Below are 26,416 nucleotides of genomic sequence, written 5' to 3' on the forward strand. Positions count from 1 at the left end.
CGCACCGTGCGGGCGTGGTCAGCGCCTAACCCCAGTCTTGGGTCATCGAACAGCCGAACCCGAGAAGGGAACAGCGAGATGACCACCAAGACCGTCCTCGTTTCCGGTGCCAGCGTCGCAGGGCCGTCGGCCGCGTACTGGCTGCACCAGTACGGCTACTCCGTGACCGTCGTCGAGGCGGCGCCGCAGCTTCGGCCCGGCGGGCAGGCCGTGGACTTCCGCGGCGAGCAGATGAAGCTGATCGACGCGATGGGGCTCACCGAGGACCTGCGCAAGTACGAAACGGGGATGGGCGACCAGCAGCTGCTGGACCCGGCGGGCCGTCCGGTGGCGACCATCCCGAGCAAGTTCATCAGCGGTGAGCTCGAGGTCTTCCGCGGCGACCTCGCCCGCATCCTCTACGACCGCACCAAGGACTACACCGAGTACGTCTTCGGCGACCGCGTCACCTCGCTGACCGAGACCGCCGACGGGGTCGAGGTCACCTTCCGGCACGGCGCGCCCCGCCGCTTCGACCTGGTGGTCGGCGCCGACGGTGTGCACTCCGGGGTGCGGACGGCCGCGTTCGGCGCCGAGTCGCGGTTTCGCACGGACCTCGGCTACCACGTCGCCGGCTTCACCGCGCCCAACCACCTCGGCCTGGACCACAGCGGCCTGATCTACAGCGAGCCCGGCCGCAGCGCGATGATCTACAGCAGCCGCGACGCCGAAACCGTGAACGTCGGCCTGTTCTTCCGCGGCGACCCGCGCGGCTACGGCCGCCCGGACCTCCAGCGGCAGCAGGAGATCCTCGCCGACGCGTACGCCGGCGCGGGCTGGGAGCTGCCCCGGCTGCTGGGCGCCGTGCCCGCCGCGCCGGATCTGTACTTCGACTCCATCGGCCAGATCAAGCTCGCCAAGTGGTCGAAGGGCCGCGTCGTGCTGCTCGGCGACGCCGCGTGGTGCGCGGGTCCCGGTGGCTCCGGGACGGGCCTGGCCATGATGGGCGCGCAGATCCTCGCCGGCGAACTGGCGGCCGCGAGCGGCGACCACGTGCGGGCGTTCGCGAACTACGAGCAGCGCCTGCGCAAGCCGGCGCACGTGGGCTACAAGAACGGCTCCGGTTCCGGCGGGTTCCTCGCGCCGGCGACGGAGAAGAACGTGCGCAGCCGCAACCGCATGTACCGCATGCTCGCCGGCTCGGTGTTCGGCAAGATCTTCGACTACATGGGTTACCGGGCGGCCAACGCGGTCCAGTACCGCGAGTACCCCGGCCGCATCGCGAGCTGAGCGTTGCCTTGACGCGCACGGCAAGGTCTACCGTCGCACGCATGCGGATCGGCGAGCTCGCCCGGCGGGCGGGGACGACACCACGGGCGTTGCGCTTCTACGAAGAGCAGGGGCTGCTGCCGGCTGGGCGGACGGCGAACGGGTACCGGGACTACGACGAGGACGACCTGCGGCTGGTCACCGAGATCCAGACGCTGCGCACGGTCGGCTTCACCCTCGAAGACACCCGCCCGTTCGTCGACTGCCTGCGCGACGGCCACGAGACCGGCGACGCGTGCCCGGCGTCGGTCGAGGTCTACCGGCGCAAGCTCGCGGAGGTCGAGGACTGCCTGCGGCGCCTGGGCGCCGTGCGATCCGCATTGCTGGACAAGCTCGCCGAAGCCTCCGCCCGGCCCGGCACCTGCCGGCTCGAACCCTTTGCCACCGAGGAGATCCGATGACGACCGACGCCACCTTCGCCGCCGACGTGCTGGAGCACGACGAACTCGTGCTCGTCGACTTCTGGGCCGAGTGGTGCCCGCCGTGCCGGATGATCGACCCGGTGCTGAAGGAGATCGCCCGGGAGCGCGCCGGGTCGCTGACCGTCCGCAAGGTCAACACCGACGAGAACCCGGAAACGGCCCGCACGTACCAGATCATGTCGCTGCCCACGCTGATGCTCTTCCGCGACGGCGAACCGGTGGCTTCCTACGTCGGTGCGCGGCCGAAGGCCCGGCTGCTGGCCGATATCGACACGGTCCTCGAATCGGCCGCCATCCGGTGAATTGCCCGCCGACCCGGTACTGTACTGCTCATTACCAATCCGACCACAGTCACGGCGGAAGCTGTTGACACACAACGTGACGCCCGGTTGGGTGTCCGCCTACTTCTGATCGGATCGGTAAAAGGGTGTGCAGCACTTTCCGGGGAGGTTTTCGTGGACACTCTCGTGCGTTCGTTTCTCTTCCTCCGCCGCGCGGTCGGCGTGCTCGGTCTGGCGCTGCCGTTCGTCGTCGTCATCGGCAAGGAGCTGCTCGAGGGCGGCGGCCTGCTCGGCTCGCTGAGCGGTTACTACTACAGCGACCTGAGAAACGTCTTCGTCGGGACCCTCTGCGCGATCGGGGTGTTCCTGATTTCGTACCGGGGCTACGGCCGGATCGACGACATCGCCGGCAACGTCGCCGCGGTCGCCGCCATCGGCGTCGCGCTGTTCCCGACCTCACCCACCGCGCCGACGCCGCTGGAGCGCACGATCGGCATCGCGCACCTCGTGTTCGCCGGGATCTTCTTCCTGACGCTCGCCTTCTTCTGCCTGTTCCTGTTCACCAAGTCCGACGATCCGTCGCCCCGTGGGCGCAAAGCCGTGCGCAACACGATCTACCGGGTGTGCGGTGGCGTGATGCTCGCGAGCCTGGCGCTCATCCTGATCAACGCGCTGTTTTTCGACGCCGCCACCGTCTCGCTGCACCCGGCGGTCTGGTTGGAGTCGCTGGCGATCATCGCGTTCGGTGTCTCGTGGCTCGTCAAGGGTGAAGCGCTGCTGGCGGACCTCCCGCACGACCGGACGGAAGTGGTCCAGGCCAATCCGGCGTAAGCCGGGAGGCGGTCCAAACCGGATGGCCCGATTCAGTTCAGGCGGCCGTAGGCGGCCGACACCTGCGTCAGCCAGTCGACTTCGGCGGCGAACGTCTTGGCGTCGTGGTCGTCGAAGCTGCCGTTGTCCTGGCTCAGCGCCGGAGCGACGCCGGAGTCCTTCGCGCGCAGCGCCTGCTTGATCTTCGTCGCCTCGACCACGGCGCGGTCCGTGCCGGTGGCCGAGCCGTCGGCGCGGTCCATGTACGGGCGCAGAGCCCGCCAGCCGTCGCGGATCTCGATCACGCGGCGGTGCAGGCGGTAGTGCAGGTCGGACCACTGGCGTTCGGCGCCGTTCGACGTGGGCGGCTCGAGCGCGATGTCAGGCGAAGACTCGTACAGCGAGTGCCACAGCGGGTACAACGCCCGGTAGGAGCTGTAGTTGCGGCCCCACGTCCGCAGGCTCGACACGTGCACCCCCCACGACGGCATCGTCAGCCCCAGCGACACGATCACGATGCCCAGCGCGCTGAACAGCGACGCGACGATGGCCCACGGCCCCATGGTGAAGCCCAGTACCGGGCTCAGGATGTTGACCGTGCGCGCCGTGCAGTACAGGAACAGCACGACCGCGCCGACCGCGAGCAGCCGCAGCGCGCGGCGCAGCCACGGCTTCGACGTGCTGCGCGCCGACGGGACGCACAACCGGTAGATCGTCACGCACGGCACGGCCTGCGAAACGATGAACAGCAACAGGTAAGTGAGGATCACCGGGTTGTCGCTGCCGGTGCCGAACGCCGAAGCCGGCGTGCCCGGCCGGTTGCCGATGAAGAACAGCACCGTGAGCACCACGCACAGCACGACGCCGGCGATGAGCCACCCCCGGATCGCGCGCCGCACTTCGGCGAGCGGGTTCGCCCACTGCAGCAGCAGGATCTGCGCGCTGATGCAGTAGGCGACCGCCGAGAGGTGCAGCACGAGGATGGCCAGGTTCCGCACGCCGAAGAACGTCACGACGCTAAGCGACACCGCGCCCATGGTGAACGTGAGGCACTGCAGCACGAGCGTCGCCATCATCGTGAGGTACCCGACGTCCCGCCAGCCGCGCCGGATCGACGACAGCTTGTACAGGAGCGCCGCGTACGACGACACCGCCGACGAAGCGAAGAGCACGATCTTCAGCGCGTTCACACCAGATCACCCCAGTTGCGGAACTTCAGCTGCCGGCGGCCGCGACCTCACGCCGGCTGTCCTCCAGCGGCACGGTCAAACCCACCGCCTCGGCCGCGACGGCCACCGCGTAGTCGAAGAACGCCGACTGGTCGGCGACGCTGTCGTGCGTGCGGCTGAAGACCTGGAAGACCAGCAGGCCGATCAGGTTGCTCCACAGCACGATCCCGCGTTCGAGGAGATCGCCGTACGGTGCTTCGGGCTGCCCGCCGAACAGCGCGACGGCGTCGGCCGTGACGAGCGTCGGCCCGGGCAGCGGGCGCTTCGGCGGCGTCAGCGAACCCGCCGCGAGCGCGGACCGCAGCACGGCGGCGAGCGCGGCCGGCGTGCGCGACGCCGGCGCCACGGTGGTCTCCGGCGCGGCGTAACCCGGGACCGGCGAGCCGTAGATCAACGCGAACTCCGCCGGATTCGCGAACGACCATTCGCGCAATGCGCGCGCGACGGCCAGCAGCCGCGCGCCCGCATCCGTTTCCCGCTCGCCGGGATCGGCCTGTTCCATGGCTTCGCCGGAGGTGTTGTAAGCGTCGATGATCAGCGCTGTCAGGAGTTCGTCGCGATCCGCGAAAAACGGTTGCACCTCGGCCACTGTGACGCCACTTCCGACGGCCACCGTCTGCAGCGTGAGACCGGTTGCCCCGGCCTCGGTGAGCTGACGGCGAGCCGTCTCCTTGATGAGTGCGTCGAGCCGGGGGAGATCCTCAGAAGACATTGGCATCCTTGTCGGAACTGTCCATGATCGCCGACCATACACCACACCCCCACGCCCGCCTAGGCCCCGAAAAGCCGCCTCGGCCAGCGCGAACGCGAACCGAACGCGATTAATCCGAATGGTTTTCCGGTGCGCGTCGGAGAGGTTTACGGACAGCTGTCCGATCGAGTTCGCGGTGAACCCGAAGTTACGGATACCTGAAACGCCAATGCGCGACGGCAGGCTGGCTATGGTGTGCCGCATGAGTCTTCACGTGGTGATCGGATTCGGCCCCGCGGGGGCGGCGACGGCGAGGCTCCTCGCCGAACGGGGCGAGCGGGTCAAGGTCGTCGGCAGGTCGCCGCGCCCGGAAGAACCGGGACTGGAGCACGTGGTGCTCGACGCGACCGACGGCGCCGCGCTCACCGCGGCAGCCGAGGGCGCCGACGCGATCTACCAGTGCGCGAGCCCGCCGTACCACCGGTGGGCGCGCGACTGGCCGCCGCTGGCCGGCGCCACGGCCGCGGCGGCCGAGGCGACCGGCGCGGTGCTCGTGGCGTTGGGGAACCTCTACGGCTACGGACCGGTGGACGGCACACTCACCGAAGACCTCCCACTCGCGGCTACGGGACCGAAGGGCCGGATCCGCGCGCAGCTGTGGCAGCAACTGCACGACCTGCACGAACAGGGCCGGATCCGCGCCGCCGAGGTGCGCGCGTCGGACTTCTTCGGCCCCGGTGTCGCCGAGGGCGGGCACCTCGGCTCCCGCGTGGTGCCGGCGGTGCTCAAGGGCCGCAAGGTGCAGGTGATGGGCGACCCGGACGCGCCGCACAGCTGGACCTACGTGCCGGACGTCGCGCGGACGCTCGTCCGCGTCGCCGCGGAGGAGAAGGCGTGGGGTCGCGCGTGGCACGCGCCGACGCTGCCGCCGAAGTCCGCGCGCGTGATGGTCGGCGTGCTGTGCGAAGCGGCGGGCGTGCCGCCGGTCGGCGTAAGCCGGATTCCGGCGCCGTTGCTGCGGATGGCCGCCGCGTTTTCCCCGCTGCTGCGGGAACTGCAGGAGGTGCGCTACCAGTTCGATCGCCCGTTCGTGGTGGATTCGAGTGCCTACGAGGAATTCTCGGGAGAACAGCCGACCCCGCTGGCCGAGCAGGCGGCGGCCACGGTGTCCTGGTGGCGTGATCGGTCGGCTACCGTGAGTTGACCGGCGGGGAGCGATTTTTCGCACGAATTGCGGGACGCCCTTGAAAAACCGATCGCCACGGGGCAATCTCTCCCGTACTGGGTGGGGCAATCGGCGCGAGGAAGTTCTGTCATGGCGTCTTGGGGATCTGCTGCGGAAAAAATCGGAAATCAGCAGGACATCGCTGTCGTCGGAATCGGGTGCCGTTTCCCCGGCGCCCGGAACGTGAACGAGTACTGGGATCTGCTCAGCGAGCCGAAACCACAGTTCAGGACCGTCCCGGATTCGCGGTGGCGGCGGGACTCCTTCTACAACGACGATTTCCGGGACACCTCGGCGGCGTACTCCGACAAGATGGCGCTGCTCGACGACGTCGGCCACTTCGACGCGGGGCACTACGGCATCCCGCCGCGGCGCGCGAAGTCGCTCGATCCGCAGCACCGGCTGCTGGTCGACCTCACGCGCGAAGCGCTGCAGGACGCCGGCTGGGAGGCCGAGGGCTTCGACCGCGACGACACGTCGGTGATCATGTCGCTGGCGGAGAGCGGCTACCGCGAGATGAGCACGCTGCACATCCGCCTGCGCCAGCTCGCCGGCGGGGAGTTCGGCCGCTCGGCGGGCCCGGAGCTCGCGGAGGCGGCCTCGGCCGTCGGCGGCCTGCACGCCACGGCGATGGCCGGCCTGCTGCTGAACATGGGCCCGAGCTCGATCAGCAACGTGTTCGACCTGCACGGTGAGAGCTACGCGCTCGACGCCGCCTGCTCGGGCGGACTCACGGCGGTGGCCAACGCGGTGTTCGCGCTGCGCGCGGGCCGCTGCCGCATCGCCGTGGCCGGCGGCGCGCAGCTCGTGCTCACGCCCGACCTGTTCGTGGGCCTGTGCCGCATCGGCGCGATCTCGCGCTCCGGTGAGTGCCGGCCGTTCGACAGCCGAGCCGACGGATTCGTGCTCGGGGAGGGGGCCGGCGTGCTCGTGCTGCGCCGCCTGGCCGACGCGCAGGCGGCCGGCGACCGCGTCTACGCGGTGATCCGCGGCGTCGGGCTGTCCAACGACGGCACGGTCAAGGGCGGCATGATGCCGCAGGAGTCCGGGCAGCTGCTCGCGCTGCGCCGCGCGTACCGCGACGCGGGCGTCGAACCCGGTTCGGTCGGTTACCTGGAAGCGCACGGCACGGCGACGTCCGTGGGCGACGACGTGGAGATCAACGCCCTGGGCGAGCTGCGCCGCGACGCCGCCGAGCCCGCGTACCTGGGTGCCGCGAAGTCCGTGGTCGGGCATTCACTCGGCACCGCCGGGATCGCGGGCTTGATCAAGTCTGTCCTGTCCGTCCACAAGGGACAGATTCTGCCGCAGCCGGACTTCGAGCCGGCCGGGCACCTCGCCCTCGACGAGGCGGGCCTGCGCGTGGCCGGCGCGATGACGCCGTGGACCGAACCACCGGGCCGGCCGCGCTGCGCCGGTGTAAGCGCATTCGGCTTCGGGGGCACGAACGTCCACGTCGTGCTGGAAGAAGCGCCGGGTGCGGAAGTGGCGCCGGCCGGCGGGCCGCAGTTGCTGCTCCTGACCGCTCGCGACCGCACGGGCCTGGCGCGGCACGCGCGCGACATCGCCGAGGTGCTGTCGCGGGAGCCGCTGCCGCTGGCCGCGGTGGCCGCGACGCTGGCGCGGCGCACCCTGTTCCCCGAGCGGCTCGCGCTCGTGGCCGACGACGCGGCGGACGCCGTCACGAAGCTGGTCACGGCGTCGGTGGCGCTCGAATCGGGGATGCCGGGGGAGCCGGCGCCCGAGACGTTCGCCGGGGTCGTCGCGCCGGGGGCGGAGGAAACCGCCCCCGACCTGCCGCTGCTGGAGCTGGCGAAGCGAGCCGTCACGGGTGCCGGGCTGCGGCCCGCGTACGGCCGGACGCCGCTGTCCACGCTGCCGCCGAGCCCGCTCAGCCCTCGCAACCACTGGGTCGTCGACGACACGAAACGCGCGAAGGCGCAGACGATGCCGCCACTGGGTACCGGGGCGTGCGCCGAGCCGGAAACCGCGGAGCCGCAACCAGTCCCGTCGGCACGCGACGTGCTGGCCGTGGTGCTGGAGGAGGTCGCGCGAACGAGCGCGTTCCCCGTCGCCGACCTGCACGCGGGACAGGTGCTGGTCGAGGACCTCGGGTTCGACTCGCTCATGCTCACCGAGCTGGAAGCCGGTCTGCGCAAGCGCTTCCCCGGCCGGACGTTCGCGATCGAGCAGGAGCGCGGCGTCACGATCGGCGCGGTGGCCGGCCTCGTCACCCCGCCGCCGGTGCCTGCTGCGCCGCCGGTGTCGCCCGCGGAGGTCGCGTTCGATCCGGCCACGGCGTCGATCGACGACTTCCCGGAAGCGGCGGCCATCGACGCGCGGCTGCGCGAGTTCACCGACCTCGGCGTGCCGAACCCGTACTTCCGCAAGCACCAAGGCCGGATGACGAGCACCACGACGGTCGCCGGCCGGCAGTACCTGTCGTTCTCCAGCTACAACTACCTCGGCCTGTCCGGCCACCCGGCGGTGACGGCGGCCGTGCACGAGGCCGTGGAGCGCTACGGGACGTCGGTGTCCGGCAGCCGCCTGCTCGCCGGCGAGCGCGACCTCACGCGGCGCCTCGAGACGGAGCTCGCGGACTTCCTCGGCACCGGCGACTGCCTGGCGCTCGTGAGCGGCCACGCCACCAACGTCAGCGCGATCGGCCACCTCGTCGGCCCCGGCGACCTCATCGTCCACGATTCGCTCGCGCACGACAGCATCCTGCAAGGCTGCGCGCTGTCGGGGGCCACGCGCCGGCCGTTCGCGCACAACGACGCCGCGCAGCTCGAAGACGTCCTGCGGCGCACGCGCTCGCGGTTCCGCCGCGTGCTGGTCGTGGTCGAAGGCGTGTACAGCATGGACGGCGACCTCGCCGACCTGCCGAACCTGATCGAACTGAAGAAGCGCTACGGCGCCCTGTTGATGGTCGACGAGGCCCACAGCATCGGCACCGTCGGCGCGCGCGGCGCCGGGGTCGGCGAGCACTTCGGCGTCGATCGGTCCGATGTGGACATCTGGATGGGCACGCTGTCCAAGTCCCTCGCCGGCTGCGGCGGCTACCTCGCCGGCTCGGCGCGGACGGTCCAGTGGCTGCGCTACTCACTGCCCGGCTTCGTCTACAGCGTCGGCCTGACGCCCGCCAACGCCGCCGCGTCGCTCGCCGCGCTCGAAGTCCTCCGCACCGAACCCGAGCGCCTGGCCCGCCTCCGGCACAACTCCCAGCTGTTCCTGGAACTCTGCCGCGCCGCCACCCTGCCCACCGGCTCGGCCGGCTCGACCCCCATCGTCCCCTGCGTCGTCGGCGACTCCACCACCACGCTGCGCCTCGCGAGCACCCTCTACGACCGCGGCATCATCGTCGACCCCATCCTGTACCCCGCCGTGGACGAAGCCCAGACCCGCCTGCGCTTCTTCCTCACCACCGACCACGACGACACCCAACTCACCTACACCGCCACGACGGTCTCGGAGGTCCTCGCCGCCCTGCGCTCCTGACCCAGCGACCCGGCCCGCCCGCCCCAGCGCTGCTCGCTCGCCCCGGCGCTGCTCACCCGCTTGATCCACCGCCTGGCCCGGTGCCCGGCCGTTGGCCGATCGGCTCACCGCTTGGGCAGGTGTCGGTCACCGGCTGATCGAGCGCCTCGCCGACTGGCCCAGTGTCCGGCTCGCTTGTCGGGAACTCTCACCAGCTGGCTGGGTGTCCGGCCATCTTGATCGGGAACTGCTCATCGTTTGGCCGGGTGACCGTCCGGCTTGATCGGGAACTGCTTATCGCTTGGCCAAGTGCCGGGCTGCCTGATCGGGATCTGCTCACAGCTCGGCCGGTCGCCCCGCTGGCTTGATCGGGAACTGCTTATCGCTTGGCCAAGTGCCGGGCTGCCTGATCGGGATCTGCTCACAGCTCGGCCGGTCGCCCCGCTGGCTTGATCGGGAACTGCTTATCGCTTGGCCAAGTGCCCGGCCGCCAGATCCCGAGCTGTGCACCGCCTGATCCAGTGCTGGTCGCCAGGTGCGCGACTCACCAGGGCGCGGCCCGCCCTCCCTTGGGGGCCGTCCCACACCCAGTCTATCGGCCACCACCGACGCTTTCGGGGCGAAAACCGCAGCTCAGCGCACCTGTCCACAACCCGATCGAGTGGGGATGACCTGCCGCGCAGCCGTCCGGCAGCGCATCGGTGCGCTGCAGCTCGATCGGCCCGAAGAAGCACCGGTTCACCGCTCCAGCCACCCGGCAACCGACTTCACCGCTCCTGCCCGGCAACCGGCTCAGCCCAGCTGCCAGCCGCGCCGCATCGGGCTCACCGCAGCTGTCCGGCAACCGGCTCGGCCCAGCTGCCGGCCGCGCGGCAACCGACTTCACCGCTCCTGCCCGGCAACCGGCTCAGCCCAGCCCAGCCGCGCCGCATCGGGCTCACCGCAGCTGTCCGGCAATCGGCTCAGGAGCAGCTGCTAGCCCTGCAGCAACCGGCCCGCGACGGCTGCCTCGAAAGCCGGCTCCGGCCAGCCGTCAGCAGCCCCGCGGCACCGAACTCCCAACGCCGCTCCCGCAACCCACCTCAAAGCAGCATCCGCTCAATCCGATCAATCGGCTTCTCATCCTCCGGCGGATGCCGCACAGTCGTCGTCGGCGCGGGGAGGCCCATGCGTTCCGAGAGCAGGTACGCGATGATCTCCGCCTCTTGCTCCTGGACGTCGTCGTAGGTGGCGCGCATCAGCATGTCGCGGACGAGGTCCGGGTCGAGGTTGGGGAACAGCGACCGGGCGCTCTCGTCGTCGAGCAGGCCCGAGCCGCGATGGCAGCAGATGATGTGACCGAGCTCGTGCAAGATGATGTGCTCCTGGTGCGCGCCGGTGGTGTTGGCGTCGAAGAAGATGAGGTCTTCTTGTTGCGCGGCAACCCACATGCCACACGGGTGGGACGCCGGCATCGGCATCGGCACGAGCGTGATGGGCCGTTCCCGGAGAGCGCCGAGCCGTTCGCACAGCGTGGGGAGGTCGCAGCCCTCCGGCAGGTCGAGCTCGGCGATCCGCCGGGCCCCCTCCTCACGCAAGCGCTTGAGCTGGTCGCGGCGCTCTTCGGGCATGCTCACTTCGCAGCTTCGTCGGTGACCGGCGGCAGGCCCTGCATCTGGCGGTACTGGTCCATGATCGTCGTGATCGCTTGCAGGTTCTCCTCGCGCATGCCCGCGGCGCGCATCGCGACGGCCCGCACGCCGGCCTGGCGCATCGCCTCGAGGGCGGCCAGTTCGGACTGCACGTCGCCGGCCACGTCCTCGTCGAAGAAGTACGCCACGGACACCCCGAAGAACTTCGCGAGGGCCGCCAGCAGCTCCTGCGACGGGTTGGTCCGCTTGCCCGTGCGCAGCTGCGACAGGTACACGGCGCCGACCTTCAGGTCCGGCGATTCGGCCTTGAGCTCGGCCACGACCTCGGCGTTCGTCCAGTGCTTGCCCTGCGGCCGCGCCGTGCGGAACAGGTCGTCGAGTCTCGAGGCCAGTGTCGGCCGCTCGTCGTCACTGGACATGTCCGCCCCCTTCGGTCACCGCTGATTGCTCTCAGCTAGTGCGACTATCCCAGATTAGCTGACAGTTGACAATCAGGCCCGAGGTCCACAAGACTGTGCCCGGAGCGAGTTAGCTGTTAGTTAATTCGACAAACCCGTGGCTCAGCGGCTAGGCGTCGCACCGCTGCGGGGCGGCGCTGGGGGTGTCGCTCCGCCGGTCCGCCGGCCGGGCCCGGGGGCAGGCCGGCGTCAGCGCACTGCCTCCGGGCCGGCGAGCTGGGCCCATTCGTCCGCCCAGCGCGCCGCGCGCTTGTGGTCGAGCACCCGCCGCGCGATCCAGAACGCGCCGGCCAGCACACCGATCGCGCACAGCCACGTGAAGGTGCCCACGAGCACCCCGTTGGTCACGGCGTCGGCGTGGGTCAGCGGCGCGGTGGTTTGCTTGCCGTTGTCGTCGAGCCAGATGGGCGCCTGCGAGCCGGGGTTGCCGGCACCCGCGGGCACCGTGACGACGCCGGCCTGCGGCGAGCCGTTCGGCAGCTGCCAGCTGGCGTTCACGCGCGAGCTGTGGGTGATCGGGGCGCTGTCGCCCACCGACGCCGGCTTCGGCGCCGGTGCGACCACGGTCGCGGTCACCTGGTGCCGGGTTTTCAGCTGGGCGTCCGACGCCGCGGTCTCGTGTGACACGTCGGCCTTGCCGAGCATGATCACGAACGGGAGCGCGATCAGCGACGCGAGCACCGCCAAGCCGATGAGGAGGCCCTCAATCCGGTCGGAGCGCCGCATGAGCGGATTGCGTGCGAGCCCGACTCGTCGAAGGAATCGGGTGAAGAGAAGTGGTGGTCTGCCTGCCCGGGCCTTGTTCCTCATGTCCTCCATGGTCCTCCGCTACGCTCGCGCGCGCTGTGTCCCGGACAACGTTTTCTTTGATTTTCCTGGGAAAACGGTGTGTTCCTCAGCACGCTCAAGGTGGCCGGGCCACGTGTGGGTGAACGCGGTCACTTCGGACCGTGATCAACTGGCCGAAGTTCTCGGTCCGGTGAATGGGCTCGGTGAAACGACGTCCGGTTGGTCCGTTCAGCGGGCGGAATGCCGGCGTGATCGGCCGGTGATCGGAAGGTGATCGGGCGACGGGCCCCGCTCGGGCTCAGTCGACGAGCCGGACGGTGGCCGTCGTGCTGTAGGACTTGCGCCGCGTCACCCCGTGCTCGGCGACGATGCTCAGCTGGATCGAGCGGTCCGCCGGGGCCCAGTAGCCGGTGCGGACGAAGTAGCCGTCCATCGTGCAGAGGCGGTTGGCGGACTTGCGGGCGCTGATCGTTTCCCAGCCCCAGTGCCGTCCGCTGGCCTCCACGCCGTTGCGCCGGACCGACAGGCGCGGGTTCCCGACCTCGCGGCAGTAGGCGCCGCCCTCGGAGATGTAGAGCACGCCGTCGACCTTGTAGAAGCGGTTGCCGTCGAGGAGCGCCACTTGCCCGGAGAGGGTGATCGAGACGCGGCCGCCGTCGTTGCCGTCCATCGTCCAGTCGATGCAGAATTCCTTCGCCGGAGCTTCGATCGACTGGGTCATGACCTCGTCCCCTTTGCGGTTCGATTCGGAGGGTCGATTAGAAGATAGGGATTACCGGCGAGTCGGGAAGGTTTCGGGTAGGGTTTTCACCCGATGAGGCCCATGGCCCCACAGATTGTGTTCCGCGCATGAATTCCCGTCGCATTTCAGCGCACTGGGTGATAGCGGATACGAAAAGTGAAATCGCATTAGCCGAAACCGGTCACGGACCACCGGTCGGGCTGGGCATTGTGGGTCTCGGCCGGGGCCGGCCGTGTCGGGAGCGTGAGCGCCGCTATGACGCGTGTCATAGTGAGTCGATCTGCGTGACCGTGCTACCCATGGGTCATGACGAGTGTCATAACGACCGTCGAAGTGGCCACTCCCGAGGCCGTCGCGGGACTGGTCCGGGCGTGCTCGCCCGAGAGCCTCGCGTGGCGGTTCACGTTGCCGGGGCGGCCGGATCCCGAGCGGATCCTGGTGCGCTACCGGCCGTTCCTGCTCGCGGAGGAGGCACTCGTCGCGACGGTCGGCGACGCGGCTGTGGGGCTGGTGAACTTCGTGCCCGACGGCGAGCGGCGCGCCGAGCTCGGGGTGCTCGTGGCCGACGCCTGGCACCGCCGTGGCATCGCCAGCACCCTGGTGCGGCACTTGTTCGACGATCCGCGGCACGCCGGCTGGACCGTGCACGCGACCGTGCTGGCCGGCAACAACCCGGCACTGGGACTGCTGCGCGCCCACGGGTTCCGCGGCGTGCCGACGTTCGAGCGCGGCGAACTCGAGTTCGAACGCACTATCATGACCAGCGTCATGAAGGAGGTCGCCGGTGGCGGAATCGGAGAGGCCGGCGCGGGACCGGATGGTCTTCAGCGCTGCGCAGCTGGTGCGGAGGCGGGGCGTCGCCGGCACGGGCATGCGCGACGTGGTGGAGCACGCGAAGGCGCCGCGGGGGTCGCTGCAGCACTACTTCCCGGGCGGTAAGGAACAGCTCGTCGCCGAGGCCGTCGCCTGGGCCGGCCGCTACGCCGGGCGCAGCGTGCGGCGCAGCGCCGAATCCCTCGAAGAAGCGACGCCCGGAAACCTCTTCGCCGTGATGGTTTCCCGGTGGCGCGAGGAATTCGCCGACGCCGGTTACGACGCCGGTTGTCCGTTGGTCGCCACGGTCGCCGATTCCGCCGCGCTGAGCGAAAAGCTGCGCGAGAGCGCGGTCGCCGCGTTCGCGGAATGGCGCAAACCGCTCGTCGAGGCGCTGGAAGACCTGGGAGTGCCGCCTGCTCGCACCGGTTCGCTGGCCGTGCTGATGATCAGCGCGCTGGAGGGTGCGATCGTCCTCGCGCGGGCCGAACAATCCGTGGCACCGCTCGACGCGGTGGTCGAGGAACTGCGGCCGCTGCTCGACGGCGCGGTGGACAAGCGGCGCCGCCGGACGGCGCAGCTCTAGCGGGGGCCGAGCTTCGCGCGCAGGTTCGCGACCGTCGCCGGGTCGTGCAGCAGCTTGGCGAAGTGCTGCGACTCCACCTCGAGGCGATCGCGCACGGTCGTCTCCGCGGTGTCGCGCAGCAGTTCGCGGGTCAGGGCCAGCGAGGACGGCGGCTGAGCGGCCAGCGCGGCCGTGCGGTCCGCGACGCGCGCCGCCAACGCTTCCGCGTCCGGCAGCACCTCGTTGACCAGCCCCAGCCGGTGAGCCTCGGCGGCAGGCACGCGGTCGCCGAAGAGCAGGAGTTCCGCCGCGCGTTGCGGGCCGACGAGGCGCGGCAGCACGTAACTGCTGCCGAACTCCGGCACCAGCCCCAGCGACGTGAACGGGAACTGCAGGTAGCTGCGCTCGGTCGCGTACACGAGGTCGCAGTGCAGCAGCAGCGTCGCGCCGATGCCGACGGCCGGCCCGTCGACGGCCGCGACGACCACCGAACGCGCGGCCAGCAGCGCTTCCTGGAACCGCCGCACGGGGCTGTCGGCGCCGCCCCCGGAGTCGGCGGCGAGGAAGTCGCCGAGGTCGTTGCCCGCGGTGAACGTGCCGCCCGCACCGGTGAGGACGACGACGGGCGTCTCGGCCGCGTCGAGCGCCTCCGCCAGCGCCGCGTACATGGCCTTGGTGAGCGCGTTGCGCTTGTCCGGGCGGTTGACCGTCACGGTGGTCACCGTGGCGCCGGCGACGACGTCGATGCTCATGCCCAGGAGAGTTCCACAACCGGACTCAGCCGGGCAACGCCACCTCGGCCAGCGCCCGCAGCGCGGCCTCCGACGCCGAACCCGGTTCGGCCGAGTACACCACCACGTACTGACCCGGGTCGGTTTCCACCGCGAGCCGCTGCGAATCCAGCGTCACGGGGCCGACGCGCGGGTGGCGGAACGTCTTGCGGCGGAAGCCCGCGGCCTGCACGAGGTGGGCGGCCCACCACTCCCGGAAGTCCGCGTCGGCTGCGGAGAGCTCGTCGACGAGCGCCGCGAGGCGGGGGTCGGCGGGGTACTTCCCGGCGTCGCGGCGCAGGTAGGCGACGCACTCCCGGGCGACGACCGACCACTCGGCCACGAGCGACCGGTAGTCCGGGTCGAGGAACGTCATCCGCACGACGTTGCGGTGTTCCGGCGCCAGCGCGCCGAAGTCGGCGAACAACGCGGCGGCGAGCGGGTTCCACGCGAGCACGTCGAGCGCGCGGCCGACCACCAGCGCGGGCAGGCCGAGCGACGCGAGCAGCCGCCGCGTCTGCGGCCGCACGGCACCGACGGGCGGCGGTGGATCCGCGGGGCCGGCGATCGTCAGCAGGTATTCGCGCGCCGCCGGCGCGAGCTGCAACGCCTCGGCCAGCGAGTCGAGCACCGAGCGCGAAACGTTGGTGGTGCGGCCCTGCTCGAGCCGCACGAGGTAGTCGACGCTCACGTTCGCCAGCTGCGCGACCTCTTCGCGGCGCAGCCCGGGCACCCGGCGCGGCTTGCCGTCGGGGTCGAGCCCGACGTCGCCCGGGTGCACGCGCGAGCGGCTGGCGCGCAGGAAATCGGCGAGCTCGGTCATCCGGCCATTCTCGGCGACGTCTCGGCGCCCGGCCGGCGTGGTACTGGCGGTCCTACGGAAGAACCGGCCGTGGCGCGCGGATCCGCGCCCGCCGCAGGGTGAAGCCATGCGCTACACACTGCTGGGCCGGACCGGGGTGCGGGTTTCCGAGCTCGCGCTGGGCACGATGACCTTCGGCGAGGACTGGGGCTGGGGCGCGCCGCGCGACACCGCCGCCCGGCTGCTCGACGTCTACGCCGCCGCCGGTGGCAACTTCCTCGACACCGCGAGCACCTACACCGACGGGTCGGCGGAGCGGATCCTCGGCGAGCTGCTCGACGGCCGGCGCGACCGGTTCGTGCTCACCACGAAGTACACCGCGCAGACCCGCCGCGGCGACCTCAATTCGGCGGGCAACCACCGCAAGAACCTCGTCGACTCGCTCGACACGAGCCTGCGCCGGCTGCGCACCGACCGCGTCGACCTGCTGTGGGTGCACGTGCGCGACGCGCTGACCCCCGTGCCCGAGGTGATGCGCGCGCTCGACGACCAGGTGCGCGCGGGCAAGGTGCTCTACGTCGGCGTCTCCGATTGGCCGGCGTGGGAGGTCGCGCAGGCGAACACGCTCGCCGAGCTACGTGGTTGGTCGCCGTTCGCCGGCCTGCAGATCCGCTACAACCTGCTCGAGCGCACGCCGGAGCGGGAGCTGCTGCCGATGGCGCGCGCGTTCGACCTGCCGGTGCTGGCGTGGGGCCCGCTCGCGGAGGGCCGGCTCACCGGCAAGTACGCGCGCGGCGAGACCGGGCGCCTCGACCGCGACGGCACCTTCCGGCCCGGCGAGGACAACGACGCCGTGGTGCGCGAGGTCGTCGCCCTCGCCGGGGAAGCCGGCTGGTCGCCGGCGCACGTGGCGCTGGCCTGGCTGCGCCGGCGCGGGGTGATCCCGTTGGTGGGCGCGCGTTCGGAGGCGCAGCTGCGCGACAACCTGGCGAGCGTCGACGTGGAGCTCGACGACGCTCAGCTAGCGCGCCTGGACGAGCTCAGCCGGCCGTCGCTCGGCTTCCCCCACGACGTGCTGTGCAGCGAGCGGATCATCACCACCACTTACGGCGACCAGTGGGCGCTGGTCGATCGTCGCCCGCCGGGCGTCTGAGCGGCGAAGCCGACCGTACGTCTCAACCCCGCTACGACCTACGGGCGCGGCCCGCCCGTCACAGTTCCGCGAGCGCGCCGACCAGCCGGTCGACCTCGGCCGCCGTCGTGTACGGCGCGATGCCCGCGCGCATGGCGCCGGCGTCGCCGAGGCCGAGGTGGCGCGAGCACTCGAGCGCGTAGAAGCTGGCGGCCGGGGCGTTGACGTGGTGGCGTGCGAGGTGCTCGTACACGGCCTTCGGCTCCACGCCGTCGACGGAGAACAGCACGGTGGGCGTGCGCCGGCGACCGGGCGCGCCGTAGCGGACGACCTTGTCCAGGCCGGTGAGCCCGGCGTCGAGGCGGTCCAGCAGTTCCCGCTCGTGCTCTTCGAGGGCTTCGAGCGAGTTTCCGAGCCGTTCGCGCCGGGTTCCGTCGCCGGGGACGAGGTTGGCCAGGAAATCGATCGCCGCGGTCGTGCCGGCCAGCAGTTCGTAGGGGAGTGTGCCGAGCTCGAACCGCTCGGGAACGGCGTCGCTGGAGGGCATGAGCTTGTCCGGGCGCAGCGTCTCCAGCAGTTCGGGCGCGGCGGCGAGCAGGCCGAGGTGCGGGCCGAGGAACTTGTACGCGGAGCAGGCGTAGAAATCGGCGCCGAGCTCGGCCAGGTCGACAGTTGCGTGCGGGGTGAGGTGCACGCCGTCGACGTAGCTGAGCACGCCGGCTTCGCGCGCCTTCGCCGTGATGGCCGGGACGTCGGGGCGGGTGCCGAGCAGGTTGGACGCCGCGGTGACGGCGACGAGCCGCGTTTTGTCCGTGAGCAGCTCGGTCACGGCCTCGACCGGCAGCTCGCCCGTCGCCGGGTCGAAGTCGGCCCACCGGACGGTGACGCCACGCGCCTCCGCGGCCTGGACCCACGGGCGGATGTTGGCGTCGTGGTCCAGTTTGGTGACCACGACCTCGTCGCCGGGCTGCCAGGTTTTCGCGAGGGCGCGGGAGAAGTCGTAGGTCACCTGGGTCATGCTGCGGCCGAACACGACACCCGCGGGGTTCGCGCCGAGCAGGTCCGCCACCGCCTGGCGGGCGTCGCGCACGATGCCGTCGGCGCGGCGCTCGGCCGGCGTGACGGTGCCCCGGTTGGCGATCGCGGAGCACAGCGTGGCGGCGACGGCCTCGCCCACCACGTCGGGCACCTGCGAGCCACCGGGTCCGTCGAAGTGCGCGGCTCCTTCTTCGAGGGCGGGGAAGTGCTTGCGGATCGCGTTCACGTCGTAGGCCACGGGGCCAGCATGCCAGTGCGGGGCGTGGGTCGTCGGCCGGCTCGTGGCGTCGACAGCCGAGACGACCGGTCATATACTGCGCTGATGCCTCGTCCCAGTGTCCGTGAGGTGATCGTCGAAACCGCGGTCACCGAGTTCCACCGCAACGGGTTCGCCGCGTGCTCCGTCGACACCATCACGCGGGCGGCCGGTGTGCCGAAAGGCTCGTTCTACAACCACTTCAAGAGCAAGGAAGACCTCGGCGCGGAGGTCGTCTCGCGCTACGCGGCTTCCTCCGGCTGGCGCGACGGCCACGGTGACCTCGGCCCGCTCGACACGCTGCGCGCCCGCTTCACGGTGATGCGCGACGTGCTCGAGGACAACGAGTTCACGCGCGGCTGCCTGATCGGCAACATGGGTGCCGAACGGGCCGACCACAGCGCGGTCATCCGCAAACAGGTGGGGGAGAGCCTCACGCACTGGTCGGACAGCATCGCGGAGTCCATCCGCGAGGCCCAGGCCGCAGGCGAGGTTTCCGCGGACCGCGACGCCGATCTGCTCGGCCGGTTCGTCCTGGACGCCTGGGAGGGTGCGATCATTCGCACCAAGGTGGCCAAGAGCGCCGCCCCGCTCGACGACTTCTTCGCCGTGGTCTTCGGCTCCCTGCTCTGAAAGGTGCGCCCTTGCTCGCCGACCAGGTCGACGCCCTGCTGGCCCAGCCCCTGCCCTGGCCCATCGTCCAAGCCGGCGACCCGGTTCTGCGTACCCCCGCGGCGCCCTATGAAGGCGAGCTGAGCGCGGCCGCGCTGGCGGGCTTGATCGAGGGCATGAAGGAGACCATGCACGCCGCGCCGGGAGTCGGTCTGGCCGCTCCACAGGTGGGCCTGCCGGTGCGGCTGGCCGTGGTCGAGGACCGCGCCCACGAACGGCAGGTGCCCCCTGAGGCGCTCGAGGCCCGCGGCATCGCCGCCCTGCCGTTCCGCGTCCTGGTCAACCCGCGTTACACCGCGCTCGGCGAGGAGCGCGCTGCGTTCTTCGAGGGCTGCCTGAGCGTGAGCGGCTGGCAGGCTGTGGTGGCCCGGCCGTTGCGCGTCCGCCTCCAGGCACTGGACGAAACGGGCGCCGCCGTTGACGAAGAGCTGTCCGGCTGGCCGGCCCGCATCGTCCAGCACGAGACCGACCACCTGGGCGGCATGCTCTACCTGGACCGCGCCGAGCTGCGCTCCCTGTCCACCCACCAGGCGGTTTCCCAGCGCTGGGCGCAGCCGACGGTGGAACTCGCCGCCAAGGAGCTGGGCTTCGACCTGCCCTGAGCCTTGCCGGCCAGGTGAACGCAGCGCCGCACGGCACGCTCCGCTCGTGCCCGCTGGAAAACGGCCTCCTCGAACTTCGGTCCTCGCCTTGACACAGTCTAAGACGACCGGTCATATTCAGTTCATGACAACCTACCGGGCCCTCCAGGTCGCCAACTCCCGCCAGTTCTCCCTGACCGACCGCGAACTCACCGCCCCCGAACCCGGCCACGTCCGCCTCAAGGTCGAGTACTGCGGCGTCTGCCACTCCGACGTCCTCGCCGTCGAAGGCCTCCGCGACGACCCCACCGCGCCGGTGGTGCCCGGGCACGAGATCGTCGGCGTGATCGACGCCGTCGGCGAGGGTGTGCGCGCGTGGCACGTCGGCGAGCGGGTCGGCGTCGGGTTCCTCGGCGGGCACTGCGGGGAGTGCGACTTCTGCCGCCGCGGGGATTTCGTCAACTGCACCGACCAGCCGCGCACCGGCACGGACGTCGACGGCGGTTACGCGGAATACGCCTACGCCCGCACGAGCGGCCTGGTCCGCGTTCCCGCGGGACTGTCCTCTTCGGACGCCGCGCCGCTGTTGTGTGCCGGCATCACCACGTACAGCGCGTTGCGCGACCTGAACGCCCGCCCGGGTTCGCTCGTGGCGATCCAGGGCATCGGCGGGCTGGGCCACCTGGGCGTCCAGTACGCCAAGGCCCTCGGCTACCGCGTCGCGGCCATCGCGCGTGGCACTGAAAAGGCCGAGCTCGCCAGGCAGCTCGGCGCCGACGAGTACGTCGACAGCACCGCCGCCGACCCCGGCCAGGCGCTGGAGAAGCTCGGTGGCGCGGCGGCGGTCGTCGCGACGGCCGCGAGCGGTTCCTCCATGTCGCCGCTGGTCGCGGGCCTCGCGCCACGCGGCAAGATGGTCGTCGTGGGTGCTGCCCTGGACCCGATTTCCGTCGCCACGCCGGACCTGATCTTCGGCACGCGCACCGTCACCGGCAGCCTCACCGGCTCGGCGATCGAGAACGAGGACAGCCTCGCGTTCGCCGCCGCTCGCGACGTCCGGCCCATGAACGAAGTCGTCCCGTGGACCGACGCCCCGCAAGCCTACGAGCGCATGATGTCCGGCAAGGCCCGGTTCCGCGTCGTCCTCGACCTGGCTGCGTGATTCCGGCAGGTTCGCGACGTCGTGGTGCGACCGCCGGATTTTGTCGGTGCCCGCTGCTAGCGTCCTGTCCATCTGGTCCGAACTGGGAGGAATCACGTGGAATCGTTGCAGGACAAGGCAAAGGCGCTCAGAGCGCTGCACGGCGAGCCGATGGTGGTGCTGCCGAACGCCTGGGACGCGGGCAGTGCGGCGGTCATCGAACACGCCGGCGCGAAGGCCGTCGCCACCACGAGCGGTGGCGTTTCATGGGCGCTCGGTCGGGGTGACGGGCAGAAGCTCACGCGCGCGGAGATGACGGAGGCGGTGCGGCGGATCGCGGCGGCCGTTTCCGTGCCGGTGAGCGCCGATGTCGAAGGGGGTTACGGCCCGGATCCGGCCGACGTCGCCACCACCGTCACGGAGATCATCGGCGCCGGTGCGGTGGGGGTGAACCTGGAGGACTCGCGAGCGGGCACGATGTCGTTGTTCTCGGCCGACGAGCAGGCCGCGCGGCTGAAAGCCGCCCGCGAGGCCGCGGTGGCGGCGGGGTTGCCGGACCTGTGGATCAACGCGCGCACGGACGTGTACCTGTTCGGCGTCGGCGAGCCTTCGGGGCGGTTCGACGACGTCGTGACTCGCGCGCGGGCGTACGCCGAAGCTGGTGTGGACAGCATCTTCGTCCCCGGCTTGATCGACCTCGCGGTGCTGCGCGAGCTGTCGGCGGCGGCGCCGATCCCGGTGGCCGTGATGGCGTGGCCGGGTGCGCCGTCGGTGTCGGAGTTCGCCGCGGCCGGAGTGCGGCGGGTGACCGTGGGGACGGCGCTGGCCCAGGGTGCGTACGCGGTCGCGTTGCGGGCCGCGCAGGAAATGCTGGGCGAGGGTAAGTACGACGAGCTGGGCGCGGGAGTCGACTTCGGCACGCTGAACGGCTTGTTCAAGTGACGGACGTCGAGCCGGGAGGGGTGACGGTGATGTGACGAGCGCCGTGTCGCCGACCGCGGGGGACGGGCGGCGGCGATACTGAACCGTGTGGAGGCCAGCGGGGAGACGGTCCAGGCGGACGACGGCTGTCGCATGTGGACAGTCGCCCTCGGTGAAGGTGAGCCGGTGATCCTGTGCCACGGCGGCCCAGGCCTGTGGGACATGTTCGGCGACCTCGCGACGTCCTTGGCGCCACACCTGCGCGTCATCCGCTGGGACCAGCGCGGCTGTGGCCGGTCCGAACGTCGCGGCCCCTACTCGCTCGCCCGCGCAGTGCTGGACCTCGACGCCGTGCGCCGCCACTACGGGCTCGACCGTGTGGCCGTCCTGGGCCACTCGTGGGGCGCGAGCCTGGCGCTGCACTACGCCCTCGACCACCCGGACCACGTGACGAAGCTCGTCTACGTGTCCGGCACCGGCCTCGGGCGGAGCTGGCACCAGGAGTACGAGCGAAACCTCGCCGCCCGCTTGGGCCCTGCGTTGGCCCGCGTGACGGAGCTGAGCGACCGCCCCCGCACGGCTGCCGAAGACCGTGAACTCGCGGTCCTGCAATGGTCCGCGGACTTCTCTGACCCCCACACGGCCCTCACCCACGCCCGACACCTGGCCGACCCGTGGTTCCCCATCAACTACGACTACAACGCCACCATCAACGCCGCCGAACGCAGCACCTCCGACGAAACCGCCCTCCTCGCGGCCGCCCGCGCCCTCCGCACCCCCACCCTCATCCTCGACGGCGCCGACGACATCCGCCCCCGCTGGGCCGTCGACTCCCTGGCCGCCGCGCTCCCGGCCGTCCACCGCGTGGTCCTGCCGAACGTCGGCCACGTGCCGTGGCTCGAAGCCCCGGCACAGTCGACCGCTGCCGTTCTGGACTTCCTGACCTCACGGTGATCGTGCTGCCGGCCTCTTCCGGCAGGGCGGTGTTGCACAGAACTCCTGCCGCAACGGACGCGCGGGCCGAGGTTGGGGCTGCACGGCCGATCAGCCGGTGGTGAGTCCTGCGGGGTTCCCGGAGCCGCGTTCGGTCGGGTCTGGTGGTAGGGGTCAGGTGGGGCGGTGGTTGATCGGGTGGACGTCGGCCACGTGCCGTGGCTCGAAGCGCCGGCGCAGTCCACCGCTGCCGTCCTGGACTTGACCTCACGGTGTTCGCGCGGCCGGCGCTGCAATCGTCGTCGGTGAGGCCGGGAGGGGGCCGGTGCTGTCACGCCAGAACTCCTGCCGCAACGGACGCGTGGTGCGGATGTTGGAGACTGCGCGGCCGATCAATCGGCGGTGAGTGGTGGTCGGGTCTGGTGGTGTGGAGCCCGGGTCACGTGGGGAGGCGGTTGATCGCGTGGTCGCCCGTTGCCCAGAGGTACTGGACGGCGTAGGCGCGCCACGGTTGCCAGCGCGTCGCGTGTTTGGTCAGCGCGGCGGGGGACGTCGGCAGGTCCAGGGCCGCCGCCGCGAGCTTGACGCCGAGGTCTGTGGGGATGAAGGCGTCCGGGTCGCCGAGCGCGCGCATGGCGATGGTCTCGACCGTCCACGGGCCGAAGCCCGGCAGGGCGGACAGCTGGTCGCGCGCACGGGACCAGTCGCCGCCCGGGGAGAGGTCGAGGGTGCCGGACGTGAGGAGGTCGACGAGCGCCAGCAGCGTCGTGCGGCGGGACTGCGGCATGGCGAGCGTCGCCGGATCGAGTTCGGCCAGGTCCTCGGGGCTGGGGAACAGGTACTCCAGGCCGCCCTCGGGGTCGTCGATCGGCGTGCCGTGCGCGGCGACGAGGCGCGCGGCGTGCGTCCGCGCGGCGGCCGTCGACACCTGCTGACCCAGCACGGCGCGCACGGCGAACTCCTCCGGCTCCGTCGTGCGCGGCACGCGCCGCCCCGGGCTCTTCGCGACGAGCGGCGCGAGTGCCGGATCTTCCGCGAGCTGCGCGTCGACCGCCACGGGATCCGTGTCGAGGTCCAGCAACCGCCGGCACCGCGCGATGGCCGCCGCGAGGTCCCGCAGATCACTCAGGTTCAGCCGGCAGGCGACGTGCTCGGGCGTCGGCCGCAGCGACACGACGCCGTGGCCGTGCGGCAGCCGCAGCGTCCGCCGGTACGCCCCGTCCCGCCACTCCTCGACCCCCGGCACCGCCGTCGCGACCAAGTGCCCGAACAAGTTGTCCGGACACAGCGGCGCCCGAAACGCCAGCCGCACCTCCACCACCCCCGGCGCCCCTTGCACACCCTCCGGCACACCGTCCACCCGCCCTCGCGGTGACGCACCGCCCTCGCCCGGGACCGCCGCAGCTCCCGCAACGAATCGAGACCACCGCCGTCCCGCGACGGACTTCGCAGCGCCGTTGCCGCCCGAGCCGGCCGATGCGGCGGCACCTCGCTCACCCGGCCGCTCACCCGACGATGCCCGATCAGCCGCTTCGCCACCCGAACCAAGCGATGCGGCGTTGACTCGCGCGCCCGCCCTTCCGCCCGGTGATGGCCGATCAGCCTCTTCGCCGCTCCACCCCGAGGCCCCCGCGGCGTTACCTCGCGCGCCCCGCCGGCTCCGTGATGCCGCAGCAGCGACCTCGCTGCCCGAACTCCCTGTCGCCGTGCCATCTCCGGCGCCCCGCCGCCCCGTCGAAGACGCACCGCCCCCATCACTCCGCCGCTCGACCGCCGTGCCCCCTGGTGCCGAAGCAACCCGACCCCGCGCCGAAGCCGGAGAACCGGCTCGCGACCTCAGCTCGCTGGGCGTCAGCCCGAACACCGACCGCACCGTGTCGTTGAACGTCCGGATGCTCGAGAAGCCCGCGGCGTACGCGATGTCGCCCATGGGCATCGCCGTGGTCTCGACCAGGAGGCGTGCCGTGGAGGCGCGTTGGGCGCGCGCGAGGGCGAGCGGCCCGGCTCCCAGCTCGGCGTAGACCTGGCGCTCGAGCTGCCGCACGCTGTACCCGAGCCGCGCCGCCAATCCGGCCACGCCTTCGCGGTCGACGACACCGTCGGAGATCAGGCGCACGGCGCGGGCGACGACGTCGGCGCGTTCGTTCCACTGCGGCGAACCCGGGGAGACGTCCGGACGGCACCGCTTGCACGCGCGGAACCCGGCCGCCTGCGCCGCGGCCGCGCTGGGGTAGAAGCGCATGTTCTCGACCTTCGGCGGCACGACCGGGCAGCTCGGGCGGCAGTAGATGCCGGTGGTCACGACAGCCGTGTAGAACCACCCGTCGAAGCGGGCGTCCTTGGACTGCACGGCGCGGACGCAGCGTTCGGTGTCCTCATACACGCTCGCCAGTGTGCCCGGCGGCACCGACAAGAACCTCGCGAAAAAACGACATCACCCTGGCGAGGACCCCACCGCGCGGGCGCCCTCGACCTGGCGAACAACGGTTTCGACAACAAGGCGAGCCGCCCTCGGTAAGCAATTACGGGGACGCCATTCGTCAAGCCCGAAGAAGTGACCGGGAGCGAGCGGAACAACCTCCCTCAGGCTTCAACTCGAATTCACCGCCGTGATCGCTCACGGCCCGCCGGGCGACGCCGTGCGCCGGATAACCTGCGCGACGCGAGGCCGGGCCCGTGACACAGCGTGAATGAAACGATTCACGCTGCAACGAAAGGGCTTGTCACCGCCGAACCGCATGGCTACCATCCCGTGTTGATACGTTTCAACCCCGAACGGCGATGATGCGACTGGGGAAGCCGCCGGCGGGGAGCACACCCACGCGCCGCACCCGTGCGGCCGTCCGCCCATCCCGGCCGCCGGCGTGCGCGCGCCCGAAAACCGGGACCAGCCTGGATCGGAGCGACGTGGAAAACCCGACGCGACGCAAATTCCTCACCGTCACCGGTGCGGCGGCCGCGCTGGCGCTGGCCGGCACGCTGCCCGGCCTCACCGCCTCCGGCGCCACCTCCGTGGACACCGACCGCGTGCCCGGTTACCCGTTCAAGCTCGGCATCGCCTCCGGCGATCCGCTGCCCGACGCCGTCGTGATCTGGACGCGCCTGGCGCCGAAGCCGCTGGACCCGTTCGGTGGCATGAACGACCGCCCGGTCTCGGTGCGCTGGGAGGTCGCCGAGGACGAGCGGTTCCGCCGGATCGTGCGCTCGGGCGACGCGATCGCGCGGCGTGAGGCGTCGCACAGCGTGCACGTGGACGTGCGCGGGCTGCGGCCGTGGCGGGAGTACTTCTACCGCTTCCGCGTCGGCGGCCACTCGAGCTCGGTCGGCCGCACGCGCACGAGCCCGGCCGCGCACCAGTCCGTCGCCGCCGTTTCGCTCGCCTACGCCAGCTGCCAAGCGTGGTACGAGGGCTTCTACACCGCCTACCGCGACATGGCCGCCCACGACCACGACGTGATCTTCCACCTCGGCGACTACATCTACGAGTACGGCGTCGGCGCCGACGGCGGGTTGCGCAAGCAGGACATGGCCGTCGAGTTCACCCGCGAGACCACGACGCTCGACGACTACCGCGGCCGCTACGCCCTCTACAAGACCGACCCCGACCTGCAGGCCGCGCACGCGTCCGCGCCGTGGATCATCACGATCGACGACCACCAAGTGCGTCAACTAATAACACGTTAGCACTTGCGACCAGCGACAACCCGCTGTCCTGGGTTCTTGGACTAG

25 protein-coding genes are annotated in these 26,416 nt (G+C 71.2%); 15 read left to right on the forward strand and 10 right to left on the reverse strand.

Annotated elements, in window-relative coordinates; genetic code table 11:
* Nucleotides 1–78: 78 nt before the first annotated feature.
* The 4 genes from ACIA77_RS27955 (at nucleotide 79) to ACIA77_RS27970 (ending at nucleotide 2,842) form a co-directional block, all read left to right on the forward strand.
* The gene (locus tag ACIA77_RS27955) at nucleotides 79–1,269 is read left to right on the forward strand and encodes an FAD-dependent monooxygenase (RefSeq protein WP_395888960.1); all 1,191 of its coding nucleotides are present in this window, start codon (nucleotides 79–81) and stop codon (nucleotides 1,267–1,269) included.
* Between the two features lie 41 nt (nucleotides 1,270–1,310).
* Entirely contained in the window at nucleotides 1,311–1,709 is a 399-nt protein-coding gene (locus ACIA77_RS27960; RefSeq protein WP_395888961.1) for a MerR family transcriptional regulator, read from the forward strand.
* Nucleotides 1,706–2,032, forward strand: a complete 327-nt coding sequence (gene trxA, locus ACIA77_RS27965) for a thioredoxin (RefSeq protein WP_395888962.1) — start codon at nucleotides 1,706–1,708, stop codon at nucleotides 2,030–2,032. Before ACIA77_RS27960 ends, trxA begins: the two co-directional genes overlap by 4 nt.
* Before the next feature lie 153 nt (nucleotides 2,033–2,185).
* Nucleotides 2,186–2,842 carry a DUF998 domain-containing protein gene (locus tag ACIA77_RS27970; RefSeq protein ID WP_395888963.1) on the forward strand — a complete coding sequence of 219 codons (657 nt, stop codon included), beginning with the start codon at nucleotides 2,186–2,188 and terminating at the stop codon, nucleotides 2,840–2,842.
* Nucleotides 2,843–2,874: 32 nt separating this feature from the next.
* On the opposite strand, the gene ACIA77_RS27975 is transcribed toward ACIA77_RS27970, so the two are convergent.
* Together ACIA77_RS27975 and ACIA77_RS27980 are read right to left on the reverse strand one after the other, a co-directional pair.
* Complete coding sequence (locus ACIA77_RS27975; protein WP_395888964.1) at nucleotides 2,875–4,011, reverse strand: MAB_1171c family putative transporter; 1,137 nt, start codon at nucleotides 4,009–4,011, stop codon at nucleotides 2,875–2,877.
* A gap of 25 nt (nucleotides 4,012–4,036) precedes the next feature.
* Complete coding sequence (locus tag ACIA77_RS27980) at nucleotides 4,037–4,762, reverse strand: TetR/AcrR family transcriptional regulator (protein WP_395888965.1); 726 nt, start codon at nucleotides 4,760–4,762, stop codon at nucleotides 4,037–4,039.
* A gap of 241 nt (nucleotides 4,763–5,003) precedes the next feature.
* Between ACIA77_RS27980 and ACIA77_RS27985 the strand changes: the two genes are divergently transcribed.
* Together ACIA77_RS27985 and ACIA77_RS27990 are read left to right on the forward strand one after the other, a co-directional pair.
* Nucleotides 5,004–5,945, forward strand: a complete 942-nt coding sequence (locus ACIA77_RS27985; RefSeq protein ID WP_395888966.1) for an NAD-dependent epimerase/dehydratase family protein — start codon at nucleotides 5,004–5,006, stop codon at nucleotides 5,943–5,945.
* Between the two features lie 111 nt (nucleotides 5,946–6,056).
* Nucleotides 6,057–9,464 (forward strand): aminotransferase class I/II-fold pyridoxal phosphate-dependent enzyme, encoded by a 3,408-nt coding sequence (locus tag ACIA77_RS27990; protein ID WP_395888967.1) that lies wholly within the window; start codon nucleotides 6,057–6,059, stop codon nucleotides 9,462–9,464.
* 1,061 nt (nucleotides 9,465–10,525) lie between these two features.
* Here ACIA77_RS27990 and ACIA77_RS27995 read toward each other — a convergent pair.
* The 4 genes from ACIA77_RS27995 to ACIA77_RS28010 form a co-directional block, all read right to left on the reverse strand.
* On the reverse strand, nucleotides 10,526–11,053 hold the full coding sequence (locus ACIA77_RS27995; RefSeq protein ID WP_395889075.1) for a toxin: 528 nt from the start codon (nucleotides 11,051–11,053) through the stop codon (nucleotides 10,526–10,528).
* A gap of 2 nt (nucleotides 11,054–11,055) precedes the next feature.
* Entirely contained in the window at nucleotides 11,056–11,493 is a 438-nt protein-coding gene (locus ACIA77_RS28000; RefSeq protein WP_395888968.1) for a helix-turn-helix domain-containing protein, read from the reverse strand.
* Between the two features lie 228 nt (nucleotides 11,494–11,721).
* The gene (locus ACIA77_RS28005; protein WP_395888969.1) at nucleotides 11,722–12,258 is read right to left on the reverse strand and encodes a hypothetical protein; all 537 of its coding nucleotides are present in this window, start codon (nucleotides 12,256–12,258) and stop codon (nucleotides 11,722–11,724) included.
* 361 nt (nucleotides 12,259–12,619) lie between these two features.
* Nucleotides 12,620–13,042 carry a hypothetical protein gene (locus ACIA77_RS28010; protein ID WP_395888970.1) on the reverse strand — a complete coding sequence of 141 codons (423 nt, stop codon included), beginning with the start codon at nucleotides 13,040–13,042 and terminating at the stop codon, nucleotides 12,620–12,622.
* Nucleotides 13,043–13,369: 327 nt separating this feature from the next.
* Here ACIA77_RS28010 and ACIA77_RS28015 point away from each other — a divergent pair, with 327 nt between their 5' ends.
* Together ACIA77_RS28015 and ACIA77_RS28020 are read left to right on the forward strand one after the other, a co-directional pair.
* Nucleotides 13,370–14,002, forward strand: a complete 633-nt coding sequence (locus tag ACIA77_RS28015; protein WP_395888971.1) for a GNAT family N-acetyltransferase — start codon at nucleotides 13,370–13,372, stop codon at nucleotides 14,000–14,002.
* Nucleotides 13,935–14,462, forward strand: a complete 528-nt coding sequence (locus ACIA77_RS28020) for a TetR family transcriptional regulator C-terminal domain-containing protein (RefSeq protein WP_395888972.1) — start codon at nucleotides 13,935–13,937, stop codon at nucleotides 14,460–14,462. Before ACIA77_RS28015 ends, ACIA77_RS28020 begins: the two co-directional genes overlap by 68 nt.
* Here the strand turns inward: ACIA77_RS28020 and ACIA77_RS28025 are convergent.
* Together ACIA77_RS28025 and ACIA77_RS28030 are read right to left on the reverse strand one after the other, a co-directional pair.
* Nucleotides 14,459–15,193, reverse strand: a complete 735-nt coding sequence (locus ACIA77_RS28025) for an enoyl-CoA hydratase-related protein (protein WP_395888973.1) — start codon at nucleotides 15,191–15,193, stop codon at nucleotides 14,459–14,461. The two genes, ACIA77_RS28020 and ACIA77_RS28025, sit on opposite strands and share 4 nt — an antisense overlap.
* A gap of 25 nt (nucleotides 15,194–15,218) precedes the next feature.
* Nucleotides 15,219–16,034 carry a helix-turn-helix domain-containing protein gene (locus tag ACIA77_RS28030; RefSeq protein ID WP_395888974.1) on the reverse strand — a complete coding sequence of 272 codons (816 nt, stop codon included), beginning with the start codon at nucleotides 16,032–16,034 and terminating at the stop codon, nucleotides 15,219–15,221.
* 106 nt (nucleotides 16,035–16,140) lie between these two features.
* On the opposite strand from ACIA77_RS28030, the gene ACIA77_RS28035 reads away from it, so the two are divergent.
* Complete coding sequence (locus ACIA77_RS28035) at nucleotides 16,141–17,166, forward strand: aldo/keto reductase (protein ID WP_395888975.1); 1,026 nt, start codon at nucleotides 16,141–16,143, stop codon at nucleotides 17,164–17,166.
* A 58-nt stretch (nucleotides 17,167–17,224) separates the two neighbouring features.
* On the opposite strand, the gene ACIA77_RS28040 is transcribed toward ACIA77_RS28035, so the two are convergent.
* On the reverse strand, nucleotides 17,225–18,421 hold the full coding sequence (locus ACIA77_RS28040) for a cysteine desulfurase-like protein (RefSeq protein ID WP_395888976.1): 1,197 nt from the start codon (nucleotides 18,419–18,421) through the stop codon (nucleotides 17,225–17,227).
* Nucleotides 18,422–18,505: 84 nt separating this feature from the next.
* Between ACIA77_RS28040 and ACIA77_RS28045 the strand changes: the two genes are divergently transcribed.
* The 5 genes from ACIA77_RS28045 (at nucleotide 18,506) to ACIA77_RS28065 (ending at nucleotide 22,708) form a co-directional block, all read left to right on the forward strand.
* Nucleotides 18,506–19,072 carry a TetR family transcriptional regulator C-terminal domain-containing protein gene (locus ACIA77_RS28045; protein WP_395888977.1) on the forward strand — a complete coding sequence of 189 codons (567 nt, stop codon included), beginning with the start codon at nucleotides 18,506–18,508 and terminating at the stop codon, nucleotides 19,070–19,072.
* A gap of 11 nt (nucleotides 19,073–19,083) precedes the next feature.
* Nucleotides 19,084–19,713, forward strand: a complete 630-nt coding sequence (locus ACIA77_RS28050; RefSeq protein WP_395888978.1) for a peptide deformylase — start codon at nucleotides 19,084–19,086, stop codon at nucleotides 19,711–19,713.
* 124 nt (nucleotides 19,714–19,837) lie between these two features.
* Nucleotides 19,838–20,854, forward strand: a complete 1,017-nt coding sequence (locus ACIA77_RS28055) for an alcohol dehydrogenase catalytic domain-containing protein (RefSeq protein WP_395888979.1) — start codon at nucleotides 19,838–19,840, stop codon at nucleotides 20,852–20,854.
* A 96-nt stretch (nucleotides 20,855–20,950) separates the two neighbouring features.
* Nucleotides 20,951–21,775: an isocitrate lyase/phosphoenolpyruvate mutase family protein gene (locus ACIA77_RS28060; protein ID WP_395888980.1), complete on the forward strand. Its 825-nt coding sequence runs from the start codon at nucleotides 20,951–20,953 to the stop codon at nucleotides 21,773–21,775.
* 132 nt (nucleotides 21,776–21,907) lie between these two features.
* The gene (locus ACIA77_RS28065) at nucleotides 21,908–22,708 is read left to right on the forward strand and encodes an alpha/beta fold hydrolase (protein ID WP_395888982.1); all 801 of its coding nucleotides are present in this window, start codon (nucleotides 21,908–21,910) and stop codon (nucleotides 22,706–22,708) included.
* A 418-nt stretch (nucleotides 22,709–23,126) separates the two neighbouring features.
* Here the strand turns inward: ACIA77_RS28065 and ACIA77_RS28070 are convergent, their stop codons facing one another.
* Nucleotides 23,127–25,070: an AlkA N-terminal domain-containing protein gene (locus ACIA77_RS28070; RefSeq protein ID WP_395888983.1), complete on the reverse strand. Its 1,944-nt coding sequence runs from the start codon at nucleotides 25,068–25,070 to the stop codon at nucleotides 23,127–23,129.
* Nucleotides 25,071–25,594: 524 nt separating this feature from the next.
* On the opposite strand from ACIA77_RS28070, the gene ACIA77_RS28075 reads away from it, so the two are divergent.
* Nucleotides 25,595–26,371, forward strand: coding sequence for an alkaline phosphatase D family protein (locus ACIA77_RS28075; RefSeq protein WP_395888984.1), 777 nt, complete (start codon nucleotides 25,595–25,597; stop codon nucleotides 26,369–26,371).
* Nucleotides 26,372–26,416: the final 45 nt, after the last annotated feature.

It is taken from the genome of Amycolatopsis sp. NPDC051903 (assembly GCF_044452505.1).
GTDB lineage: Bacteria > Actinomycetota > Actinomycetes > Mycobacteriales > Pseudonocardiaceae > Amycolatopsis.

Bases quoted from the DNA above. Each gene is read 5' to 3' on its own strand.
- ACIA77_RS27955 (WP_395888960.1), top strand. From the start codon at position 79: ATGACCACCAAGACCGTCCTCGTTTCCGGTGCCAGCGTCGCAGGGCCG.
- ACIA77_RS27960 (WP_395888961.1), top strand. From the start codon at position 1,311: ATGCGGATCGGCGAGCTCGCCCGGCGGGCGGGGACGACACCACGGGCG.
- trxA (WP_395888962.1), top strand. From the start codon at position 1,706: ATGACGACCGACGCCACCTTCGCCGCCGACGTGCTGGAGCACGACGAA.
- ACIA77_RS27980 (WP_395888965.1), bottom strand. From the start codon at position 4,762: ATGTCTTCTGAGGATCTCCCCCGGCTCGACGCACTCATCAAGGAGACG.
- ACIA77_RS27985 (WP_395888966.1), top strand. From the start codon at position 5,004: ATGAGTCTTCACGTGGTGATCGGATTCGGCCCCGCGGGGGCGGCGACG.
- ACIA77_RS27990 (WP_395888967.1), top strand. From the start codon at position 6,057: ATGGCGTCTTGGGGATCTGCTGCGGAAAAAATCGGAAATCAGCAGGAC.
- ACIA77_RS27995 (WP_395889075.1), bottom strand. From the start codon at position 11,053: ATGCCCGAAGAGCGCCGCGACCAGCTCAAGCGCTTGCGTGAGGAGGGG.
- ACIA77_RS28000 (WP_395888968.1), bottom strand. From the start codon at position 11,493: ATGTCCAGTGACGACGAGCGGCCGACACTGGCCTCGAGACTCGACGAC.
- ACIA77_RS28005 (WP_395888969.1), bottom strand. From the start codon at position 12,258: ATGCGGCGCTCCGACCGGATTGAGGGCCTCCTCATCGGCTTGGCGGTG.
- ACIA77_RS28010 (WP_395888970.1), bottom strand. From the start codon at position 13,042: ATGACCCAGTCGATCGAAGCTCCGGCGAAGGAATTCTGCATCGACTGG.
- ACIA77_RS28015 (WP_395888971.1), top strand. From the start codon at position 13,370: ATGACGAGTGTCATAACGACCGTCGAAGTGGCCACTCCCGAGGCCGTC.
- ACIA77_RS28020 (WP_395888972.1), top strand. From the start codon at position 13,935: ATGCGCGACGTGGTGGAGCACGCGAAGGCGCCGCGGGGGTCGCTGCAG.
- ACIA77_RS28025 (WP_395888973.1), bottom strand. From the start codon at position 15,193: ATGAGCATCGACGTCGTCGCCGGCGCCACGGTGACCACCGTGACGGTC.
- ACIA77_RS28030 (WP_395888974.1), bottom strand. From the start codon at position 16,034: ATGACCGAGCTCGCCGATTTCCTGCGCGCCAGCCGCTCGCGCGTGCAC.
- ACIA77_RS28035 (WP_395888975.1), top strand. From the start codon at position 16,141: ATGCGCTACACACTGCTGGGCCGGACCGGGGTGCGGGTTTCCGAGCTC.
- ACIA77_RS28045 (WP_395888977.1), top strand. From the start codon at position 18,506: ATGCCTCGTCCCAGTGTCCGTGAGGTGATCGTCGAAACCGCGGTCACC.
- ACIA77_RS28055 (WP_395888979.1), top strand. From the start codon at position 19,838: ATGACAACCTACCGGGCCCTCCAGGTCGCCAACTCCCGCCAGTTCTCC.
- ACIA77_RS28065 (WP_395888982.1), top strand. From the start codon at position 21,908: ATGTGGACAGTCGCCCTCGGTGAAGGTGAGCCGGTGATCCTGTGCCAC.